Source organism: Flavobacterium glaciei (genome assembly GCF_003350545.1).
GTDB lineage: Bacteria > Bacteroidota > Bacteroidia > Flavobacteriales > Flavobacteriaceae > Flavobacterium > Flavobacterium glaciei.
Map to the genome: position 1 here is coordinate 141,615 of NZ_QQBA01000009.1, position 6,000 is coordinate 147,614.

At 33.1% G+C, this 6,000-nt stretch carries 5 protein-coding genes; all 5 read left to right on the plus strand.

Going from position 1 to position 6,000, the window contains the following annotated elements; all coding sequences use genetic code 11:
• Positions 1 to 78 precede the first annotated feature (78 nt).
• The 5 genes from DFR66_RS14030 to DFR66_RS09625 all read left to right on the plus strand — a co-directional run bounded on the left by DFR66_RS14030 (position 79) and on the right by DFR66_RS09625 (position 5,873).
• A complete protein-coding gene (locus DFR66_RS14030; RefSeq protein ID WP_242008658.1) occupies positions 79 to 495 on the plus strand; it encodes an HlyD family secretion protein in 417 nt (138 codons plus the stop codon).
• A gap of 650 nt (positions 496 to 1,145) precedes the next feature.
• Complete coding sequence (locus tag DFR66_RS09610; RefSeq protein ID WP_114754620.1) at positions 1,146 to 1,328, plus strand: bacteriocin; 183 nt, start codon at positions 1,146 to 1,148, stop codon at positions 1,326 to 1,328.
• Positions 1,329 to 1,356: 28 nt separating this feature from the next.
• The gene (locus tag DFR66_RS09615; protein ID WP_158634647.1) at positions 1,357 to 1,536 is read left to right on the plus strand and encodes a bacteriocin; all 180 of its coding nucleotides are present in this window, start codon (positions 1,357 to 1,359) and stop codon (positions 1,534 to 1,536) included.
• Positions 1,537 to 2,501: 965 nt separating this feature from the next.
• Complete coding sequence (locus tag DFR66_RS09620; RefSeq protein ID WP_167400509.1) at positions 2,502 to 3,638, plus strand: HlyD family secretion protein; 1,137 nt, start codon at positions 2,502 to 2,504, stop codon at positions 3,636 to 3,638.
• A gap of 84 nt (positions 3,639 to 3,722) precedes the next feature.
• Complete coding sequence (locus DFR66_RS09625; RefSeq protein ID WP_114754622.1) at positions 3,723 to 5,873, plus strand: peptidase domain-containing ABC transporter; 2,151 nt, start codon at positions 3,723 to 3,725, stop codon at positions 5,871 to 5,873.
• Positions 5,874 to 6,000: the final 127 nt, after the last annotated feature.

A 6,000-nucleotide genomic window follows, 5' to 3' on the forward strand; every position in this document is an offset into this window, starting at 1 on the left:
CAAATTATATTATTTTCACAAAAAAAGTTACTCCAAGAGATTGACATAATCGAATAATTAGTCCTTAAATAGATACTCATGACCTTCTCCGAAGATCCCATAAATACCCTGGAAAATCTTATCGCCAAAAACAAAACCAAGAATATTTCTATTTACTTAGTGTTGATTTTAGCTATACTTATTTTTCTGGCACTATTGCCTGTTATCAAAATTGATATCAGCAGCCAAAGTCGAGGTATAGTTCGCAGTACAACCGATAATGTTCCGGTAACCAGCTTGGTGAATGGTAAAGTGACATTTGTCAATCTCAAAAACAATAGTATCGTGCAAAAAGGCGATACATTGGTGCAACTGACCCAGGAAAACCTGGATACTGAGAAAGCCACCAATCAGGAGGTTTCATCAACTGTTCAAGATCAGGTTAATGATTTATCGCTTGTCATTTTAAGCAAAAGCAATACGCTGAAAGTGGCGAATAATGACAATCAAGCGTAAATCAATAATTTTTATACGTTTTTCACTAAAATATTAATCCATTGTTTTTCAATTAATTAAAAATTAATAAATAAGAAATCCATGAAAACAATATCTGAATTCACGGAATTACGATAACAACTGTTTGTTTAATCTTCTTCCATACTCTAGTTTTGGCTTTAGAAAATGCGACAAAGTTTCTTAGTAAGACGTTACTGTAAAACGGAATCATTTTCTAAATTATAATCGGGCCGATTGTAAGGGAATAATACAGCTGTTTGTAACCCTATAAAAAACAAAGCATGGGATTTTTGATTAAGCTAATTTGTAATCCTCAAAAAAACAAAGCATAAGGGAATAATTCAGCTGTACAGTAACCCTTTCAAAAATTTAGAGCAATAGGTTTAGGTAAAGCTATTTGTTCCTCAAAAAACAAAGCATAAGGGAGTAATTCAGCTACATTGTAACCATTTCAAAAATACAGAGCATGAGGTGTAAAGCTATTTGTTCCTCAATAGACAAAGCATAAGGGAATGATTCAGCTGTATTGTAACCCTTTAAAAAAAACAGAGTAAAGAGTTTCAAAGCTATAATCTCTAAAAAAACTAGCACAAAAGTTCTCGAGAAACTTTTTATTAAAATGAAATGTGTAATTAAAAAAACCTAAAAAAATGAATTTAGATAATTTGAATTTAGTAGAGCTGAATGCTCAAGAAGTACAAGAAATCAAAGGGGGAGACTTCGGCATAGTAAGTGGTTTAATTGTTGGTGCTTTAATAGGATGGGCATTATCACAAGATTTAGATAAACTAGCAGAAGCATATAATCATGGATATAATATGTCTAAAAAATAAAAAAATTAACTTATTAATATTAGATACAATGTACAAAGAACTTAACAAAAAAGAATTAATCGAAATTGATGGTGGATGGAATGTAATGGAATACCTAGCAATGGGTATTGGATATGTGAATGGACATTTAACCAACATTAGCGATGCAATGATTGATGCAGCTGGTAGTCGACCTGCAAATGCAATGTTACCTGGTTCAGGTAAATAATTTAAAAAGGTTGAACTACAAATTAGTTTAAATTAAATATTATATGAAAAAAAAAAAGATAGTTAAATTTATTATAATTGTAATTATAGTGATTGTACTTGTACAAATTTTGTTGCTTGATTTAGATCAGTTCTAAAATTTTTCAAAAAAACTTAGCGTTTTAATTTCTGTAATATTTCACTTCCGTCCAATTTTGTAGGACGGAAGTATTTTAAATTTTTCTTTTAAAATAACTGAGAACAAAAAATATTGGTTACAGCAAAATGTGAGAAGTTCAAGCAGTTAAGAGGGTTGCGTTTGGATTGTTACTGGTCTTGTTGCTGCAAGAGTTAAAACTTATTGGGATGATTTATAAAGAAAGATCTAGGAATTAATAATAATATAAAAATCATGGGGAATTTAAAAAAATTTATTAGTGTTTGAGAGATTAAGCTAGAAGAGGCAATTGAAGTTATAGGAGGTCCTACTAGCTATGATGTTAGTTGGGCATAATATTGGGGAGGTATCATAGCAAGTAATTAATTTATGTCTAGTGTAAATATTATTCTTGCTCAGGCAGCATACGATGCACATTAAAAATAAAAAATCAATCCACTATCAAAATTTTTTGATAGTGGATTATTTAATAAACATCAATGAAAAAAATGAAAAAAAATATTTTCACAAGAAAAAAAATATTCTTAATCGTTATATTTTTAATAATACTATTTCAAATTATTAAAGATAGAAATGATTTTATTAATGGTCTAACGGGAAATTAATAAATTTTACACAATTACAAGGGGATGCCAACGGCATAATAGTTCCATGCTAAGTATTCGAATAAATCCAGTAGGCTTTGCCTTGTAAGTTATGTCGCCAATAAATGTTATTCAGATTGTTCTGATATTTTGATGTGCTACCACAACGCGGGATTATATTTCTATAAACTAAATAAATTTTAAACTATTTATCATTAAAAAAAGATGAACTTCAGTTCAGATCCAATAAACACCCTCGAAAATCTTATCGCCAAAAACAAAACCAAGAGTATTTCTATTTACTTGGTGTTGATTCTAGCTATACTTATTTTTCTGGCACTATTGCCTGTTATCAAAATCGATATCAGCAGCCAGAGTCGAGGTATAGTTCGCAGTACAACAGATAATGTTCCGGTAACCAGCTTGGTCAATGGAAAAGTGACATTTGTCAATCTCAAGAACAATAGTACCGTGCAGAAAGGTGATACACTGGTACAACTTACACAAGAAACCTTGGATACGGAGAAAGCCACCAATCAAGAAGTTTATTCAACTGTTCAAGATCAAGTTTATGATTTGTCGCTTGTAGTTTTAGGCAAAAGCAATACGCTGAAAACGCCTGCAATACAACAAGAATGGTACAGCTATGCGGGCAAACAAAGTGAATTGCTAAGCAAAATTACCCAAGCCAAAATAGGCTATGATCGCAACAAGCAATTGTATGATAAAGGCGTGATTGCCAGAGCCGAATTCGAAAAATACAGCTTCGATTATACGTATGCCCAACAAGCGCTTTCCGTATTCGAGAAAAACCAACGCAGTGTGTGGCAAAACAAAAAGAGAGAACTCGAAGAGCAACTCAAAAACCTAAACGGAACACTCCAAAAAATAACCGTTGAATCCAAAAATTACGTTATAACTGCACCTCTGTCAGGCACGATAGAAAATTTCTCAGGGATTCAAACCGGTTCTTTCCTGAATGCTTCGCAACCCATTGCCACTATTTCGGCAGTAGATCAATTGATTGTAGAAAGTACCGTTTCACCTAACGATATTGGAATGATAAAGAAAAACCAAAAAGTAAAATTCCAATTGGATGCTTTCAATTACAATCAATGGGGACTGCTTGAAGGAAAAGTAATCGATATTGACCGTAATATTACTATTCAAGGGGAACAAGCTTTTTTTAAAGTACGATGCGCTCTGAATTCTACCGCAATGCAATTGCAATCCGGTTACAAAACCCAAATTACAAAAGGAATGACACTCACTACGCGGTACATTATTACGAGAAGAAGTTTATTTGATTTATTGTTTGATAAAGTGGATGATTGGCTCAACCCGAAACAACTAGCCCAATAACCTCAAAAAGGAAATGGAATATAAAAACAATAATTTAATTCAGAGAAAGTCTTTTGTCTATTCTCTCTTATCTACTTTCTATTAATGGCCACTATAAAAATAAAACAACATGATATCAAAGATTGTGGTGCTGCTTGTCTCGCTTCTATTGGCAATCATTACAAAGTTAATCTGCCAATAGCCCGAATTCGTCAATTTGCCAATACAGATAAACGAGGTACCAATGTGCTGGGGATAATTGAAGCTGCCGAAAAAATGGGTTTTTCTACCAAGGGTGTAAAAGGAGGCATAGATGCTATTGATAAAATTCCGCTGCCTGCTATCGCTCACGTTATAGTAAAAGAACAATTGCATCATTATATTGTTATCTATTCCGTTAACAAGACCAAAATTGAAGCAATGGATCCTGCCTATGGCAAAATGGAAACCTATACGTATGAAGAATTTCAAAAAATCTGGACTGGTGTATTGATTCTTTTTGCACCGAATGATGATTTCAAGGAATACAACGAAAAAGTTACTCCATTAAAACGCTTTTGGGATTTGGTACAGCCACATAAAACCATTTTAATTCAGGCTTTGGTGGGTGCCATACTTTTTACCGTTTTAGGATTGGCCATGTCCATCTACATTCAAAAAATTACCGATTATGTTTTGGTGGAAGGCAACAGAAACTTACTGAATCTGCTGAGTGTTTCCATGATTATAATTATCATACTGCAAGCCTACATCGGTTCTAAAAAGAGTGTTTTTGTTATGAAAACGGGGCAATTAATTGATGCCAAATTAATTTTAGGATACTACAAACATTTGCTACACCTACCACAACGTTTTTTCGACACAATGCAAGTAGGAGAAATCACATCGCGGATTGGCGATGCGGTAAAAATTAGATCTTTTATCAATGAAGTGGCAATTGATATGATTGTCAATATTTTCATTGTAATTTTTTCCTTCACGCTGATGTTTACGTATTATTGGAAATTAGCGCTGGTAATTTTATTGGTGATTCCTTTTTATGGAGCTATTTATTTTATTTTAAATAAGTTTAATAAAAAAGTTGAACGCGTAATCATGGAGAATGCTGCCGAATTGCAAACGCAATTGGTGGAAAGTGTCACGCATATCAGAACCGTAAAAGAATTTGGCATTGAAGAATTTTCGAATCTAAAAACGGAAAACAAATTTGTAAAACTATTGTTTACTACCTACAAATCAGGTTTAAATAGTGTTTTCGCAGGGACTTCTACACAGTTTTTGGCTTCTATTTTTACCGTTATTCTTATGTGGATTGGTTCGGGTTATGTTATTGACAGAGCCATTACTCCTGGAGAATTATTTTCATTTTATGCTTTGATTGGGTATTTTACTTCGCCAGTTGCTTCCTTGATTGGGATGAACAAAACGGCACAAAATGCATTGATCGCAGCCGACAGGCTTTTTGAGATAATGGATTTAGAACGGGAGGAAACTGAAAACAAAGTCGAATTGCAAAGAGAAAACATGGGAGATATAAAATTCGAAAATGTAACTTTCCGTTATGGCTCTCGAACAGAAGTTTTTAAAAATTTTAACGCCATTTTCAAGAAAAATGAAACCACGGCTATCGTTGGCGAAAGCGGAAGTGGTAAAACAACACTGATTTCACTGTTGCAAAACTTATATCCCATAAAAGAAGGAAAAATTTATATTGGAGAGTACGACTCTCAATTTATTCATTATCAGAGTCTACGAAATTGTATTGGTGTCATTCCGCAACAGCTCAATCTGTTTTCGGGAAATATCATCGAAAACATAGCTTTAGGAGATTCCTTTCCTAATATTCAACGTATTTTAGATTTATCCAAACAATTGGGAATTATAGAATTTGTTGAAAAATTACCCAATGGTTTTGAAACCCAAATTGGTGAAAATGGTGCCATGCTCTCGGGAGGACAGAAACAACGCATTGCTATAGCAAGAGCCTTGTATAAAAACCCGGAAGTTTTATTAATGGATGAAGCCACTTCTTCATTAGACACTAATTCGGAACGTATTGTAAAAGAAGTGATTGATAATTTTAAATCTCAGGGGAAAACAGTTATTGTCATTGCCCATCGATTGAGTACTATAGCTAACGCAAATACTATTTTGGTAATGGAAAATGGAACTATAGTAGAGTCCGGAAATCATAATGCGTTATTAGAACAAAAAGGAAAGTATTATGATTTATGGAATAAACAAGGATTGGTTTAAATAATGATTTTCTATTTATTGAGGGAATATCCGGATCAAGTCTAAAAGTTGTGGGGAAATATTAAAATCTAGATATTTGTATTTCCAAATTATATACAAATGCAAGATTCTTTCGCCGACCTACTTA

Bases quoted from the DNA above. Each gene is read 5' to 3' on its own strand.
- DFR66_RS14030 (WP_242008658.1), top strand. From the start codon at position 79: ATGACCTTCTCCGAAGATCCCATAAATACCCTGGAAAATCTTATCGCC.
- DFR66_RS09610 (WP_114754620.1), top strand. From the start codon at position 1,146: ATGAATTTAGATAATTTGAATTTAGTAGAGCTGAATGCTCAAGAAGTA.
- DFR66_RS09615 (WP_158634647.1), top strand. From the start codon at position 1,357: ATGTACAAAGAACTTAACAAAAAAGAATTAATCGAAATTGATGGTGGA.
- DFR66_RS09620 (WP_167400509.1), top strand. From the start codon at position 2,502: ATGAACTTCAGTTCAGATCCAATAAACACCCTCGAAAATCTTATCGCC.
- DFR66_RS09625 (WP_114754622.1), top strand. From the start codon at position 3,723: ATGGCCACTATAAAAATAAAACAACATGATATCAAAGATTGTGGTGCT.